Genomic DNA, 2845 nt, shown 5'->3' with positions numbered 1-2845 from the left:
CTTTTAATCCGTTGGTCGCGAGTTCGAATCTCGCAGGGCCCACCAAAGATTACAAGCGCTACAGCTATAAAAGCTGTAGCGCTTTTTTCGTTTTATTCCCACCGTGGGAATATTCATCACTTCAAAGAAGCTCGTTTCGAGACTTTGGAACGGTCATAGACCCGTGCCGTGGTCGCTGCGTTTGCATGCAGCTCAGGCAGGGTTCCATGCTGCTCCTTGAACTGTGTGGTGTAGTAAGCGCGCAAGTCATGGAATGTGAACCGCCGCTCGATCACACCTTCTTTCAGGGCCGCGACCATGGCACGCTGCCAGCCGGTGGCGAAACCCGATTCCGTCATCGGGTTGCCCTTTTGGTTGATAAACACATGCAAAGATGTGCTTGGCCTAGGCAGTGACAGCAATCGCGTCGCTAAGTTTTGCATTGCTGGGCTCATGATGATGTTCTCTACCTTCTTGGCATCTCCATGCTGCTTGGCACGATTGAGCCGGATAAATCCACCATCCATATCTATTTGCCTTATCTGCAAGTCCAAGAACTCTGTTCTTCGAGATCCAGCAAGCGCGGCGAACTCTGCCATGAGGGCCAATGTGCGACTGGCCGGCCCAGAACGGAAGAGCCAATCCAGAAAGCTGCGTAAAACTTGTGGCTCTGGTGCTTCTGTTCTGGCTCGCTCTCTGTTCTTTTTCACCTGTTTGCAGGGGTTGGCATCAATTTCACCCCTCTCAATTGCAACGTTCATCAGGTTTGAAAGCAGCGCAACCTCTCTATTGGCACGTGTTGGTGCGTCTGCGCGCTCAACTCTCAGGTACCAGCAAGCCTTGCAGGCTGATTTGGCCGCACAAGGCAAGCAGCCACACATGGAGATGCAGACCATGGGGCTGAATGCAGGCAAGGCGCGCGAGCAGATGCATCAGGACGGCGCCAATACTCGCGCGGCCATGGGTGAGCGCACAGCAGCGCAGCGTTTGGCAATGGAGGGTCGGCGCTTGGCTGGTGAAGAAGAGACGCGCGGCTTTCAAGCCGCCAAGCGCAGCGGCTGGAGGACGCCCAAGAAGAATATCTGCAGGCGCAGACGGATGAAGGGCGCGGAGTTGCGCACAAGCGACTGGCGGCGCTGATGGGTAAAAGCGAAGAACGCAACTTGAGCAACAACTTCACGAAGCGCAAAGTGCCAACGCTCGACAAAGAAGGCCTTGTGGTTGGTGAGCAAGAAGAACTTGTGGATTTGCGCACAGGGGCACCGTTGGGTGCGAGTGGCACAGGTAATCCCCAGTGAAGGTGACTACACCTGAGCAACTGAATGCACTACCTGCTGGCTCTGTATATGTTGGGCCAGACGGTAAGCAGTATCAAAAGTGCTAGTGACGGCCTAGGCACTCTACCGTTTGGACGACGCCTTGCGCTACGATGCTGCCTGCTATTGGAGGTGACGTTATGTTCGACTGGCTACGCAAGTTGTTTCTTAATGCAAAGGCGCAAGGAGCTCTGCTAGAAAAATTAGAGCAGCAAGCGTACACAGCAAAGGCGCAGTTGAACGAATCTCTTAGTTTGGCTTGCAGCTCCACTAAGCCCACGGCCAAGGTCTCGCACCTAGAGTTTGCGAAATCAAAATTTGCGGAGCTGAAAGCTATTGCCGCAGAGCATCCAAGGATGCGCCTAACAAACGAGACAGAAGTCGATGCTGCCATCAAGCAGTTGGAGCAAGATTTTTCTCGGGCGGGTTATTACGCTATTCGCAATCAGTCTGCATCAGTGCACGTAAGTCTCAGCCGAAAGGCTGAAGAGTTTTTACGATAAAGGAAGCGTGATGCTTAAATGGAAAAACCCTCTTTCGAGGGCTTTTTTGTTGGGTTACTTCCCTCGTGAATCCAAGCACTTTAGCCGCAACCTCTCCATAGCATCCGGTGGCATTGGTGCAGTCATCATGGAGTGGTAGTTCATGCACTCGGGCGTTTCTGCTGATGGCTGTGGCGCGCTGGTGCTGGTCGTGCAGCCAATCATTACTAGGCAGGTGAGCGCGACGGCAGTTTGAATGAAGTTCATACGGAAGTCTTTTGAAACAATGCCCTGCGAGTGGGTTGATAGCTGAAATACTGTTCTGCTAGGATTTATTTTCCACAACCTTGCATCTAAGGAGCCGTTATGAGCAATGGGCAGCTGGAAGAGCAGATGGACCGTGAAAACGATCAGAAAGTGGCGAACTTTCTGGGCATCACTTATGAAGAGTACATCTCTCTGGAGCCCAGTGTGGAGGAGATGGCTGGCGATGACGATCTCATTTATGGCTATCTGGTTTCCTTTGATGCGCCCATTCCTGTAGACATTGCCGCAAGAATTCGAGGCCTGGATGGTGGTGAAGTCACGCTGCCGCCGGCTTTTTTTGACGAAGGTGATCAAGAGTGGCCGCAAGGGTGACCCCATTGCAGTGATAGCAGGCCCTCTTTTGAGGGCTTTTCTTTTGCGCCCAGCATAGGGTGAGGCCAAAGCGCCATAGACGGGAACACTCCCTGTCTATGGCCACCAGCTCTAAAAAGTTCTCAACTTTTCTTGGCAAGAACGAACACATCTCCCGGTCTGATTTGCAGATCAAGGAGGGGCTGGAGGCGCAGCCTTCAGAGTTTCAGTCCCCTGAAGGCGATGCGCTGTATGGCGTCTCCGGCCAGAGTGGGCCAGGTCAGAGCGCACTGGCCATACGAGCACCAAGCTGACCAAGGGTAAAGGCTTTGCCACTCCGCAAACCAAGCTGCCAGAGGGCGTGCAGTACTGGGTGAGCCACGCGCTGCGTGGGCTGTATTCGGGCTTGGCCAGCATGGTGCGATTCACTCGCTCATACCGTGACCCCAT

6 protein-coding genes are annotated in these 2845 nt (G+C 53.5%); 5 read left to right on the top strand and 1 reads right to left on the bottom strand.

Translation table 11 applies throughout. From position 1 onward, the window contains the following. Positions 1–116: 116 nt before the first annotated feature. Complete coding sequence (locus Q1W15_RS24410) at positions 117–740, bottom strand: tyrosine-type recombinase/integrase (protein ID WP_300733836.1); 624 nt, start codon at positions 738–740, stop codon at positions 117–119. 118 nt (positions 741–858) lie between these two features. Here Q1W15_RS24410 and Q1W15_RS24405 point away from each other — a divergent pair, with 118 nt between their 5' ends. From Q1W15_RS24405 to Q1W15_RS24385, 5 genes are all read left to right on the top strand, one after another. Then, positions 859–1119 carry a hypothetical protein gene (locus tag Q1W15_RS24405; RefSeq protein ID WP_300733834.1) on the top strand — a complete coding sequence of 87 codons (261 nt, stop codon included), beginning with the start codon at positions 859–861 and terminating at the stop codon, positions 1117–1119. After that, positions 1119–1277, top strand: a complete 159-nt coding sequence (locus Q1W15_RS24400) for a hypothetical protein (RefSeq protein ID WP_300733831.1) — start codon at positions 1119–1121, stop codon at positions 1275–1277. Before Q1W15_RS24405 ends, Q1W15_RS24400 begins: the two co-directional genes overlap by 1 nt. A gap of 158 nt (positions 1278–1435) precedes the next feature. Beyond that, positions 1436–1798 carry a hypothetical protein gene (locus Q1W15_RS24395; protein ID WP_300733829.1) on the top strand — a complete coding sequence of 121 codons (363 nt, stop codon included), beginning with the start codon at positions 1436–1438 and terminating at the stop codon, positions 1796–1798. Positions 1799–2143: 345 nt separating this feature from the next. Next, positions 2144–2416, top strand: a complete 273-nt coding sequence (locus Q1W15_RS24390) for a hypothetical protein (RefSeq protein ID WP_192406163.1) — start codon at positions 2144–2146, stop codon at positions 2414–2416. A 98-nt stretch (positions 2417–2514) separates the two neighbouring features. Continuing rightward, positions 2515–2709: a hypothetical protein gene (locus tag Q1W15_RS24385; RefSeq protein WP_300733823.1), complete on the top strand. Its 195-nt coding sequence runs from the start codon at positions 2515–2517 to the stop codon at positions 2707–2709. The last annotated feature ends 136 nt before the right edge of the window (positions 2710–2845 follow it).

Source organism: Pseudomonas sp. (assembly GCF_030150285.1).
Classification (GTDB): domain Bacteria; phylum Pseudomonadota; class Gammaproteobacteria; order Pseudomonadales; family Pseudomonadaceae; genus Aquipseudomonas.
This window is presented reverse-complemented; position numbering and strand designations above follow the sequence as displayed.

Bases quoted from the DNA above. Each gene is read 5' to 3' on its own strand.
- Q1W15_RS24410 (WP_300733836.1), bottom strand. From the start codon at position 740: ATGAACGTTGCAATTGAGAGGGGTGAAATTGATGCCAACCCCTGCAAA.
- Q1W15_RS24405 (WP_300733834.1), top strand. From the start codon at position 859: ATGGAGATGCAGACCATGGGGCTGAATGCAGGCAAGGCGCGCGAGCAG.
- Q1W15_RS24400 (WP_300733831.1), top strand. From the start codon at position 1,119: ATGGGTAAAAGCGAAGAACGCAACTTGAGCAACAACTTCACGAAGCGC.
- Q1W15_RS24395 (WP_300733829.1), top strand. From the start codon at position 1,436: ATGTTCGACTGGCTACGCAAGTTGTTTCTTAATGCAAAGGCGCAAGGA.
- Q1W15_RS24390 (WP_192406163.1), top strand. From the start codon at position 2,144: ATGAGCAATGGGCAGCTGGAAGAGCAGATGGACCGTGAAAACGATCAG.
- Q1W15_RS24385 (WP_300733823.1), top strand. From the start codon at position 2,515: ATGGCCACCAGCTCTAAAAAGTTCTCAACTTTTCTTGGCAAGAACGAA.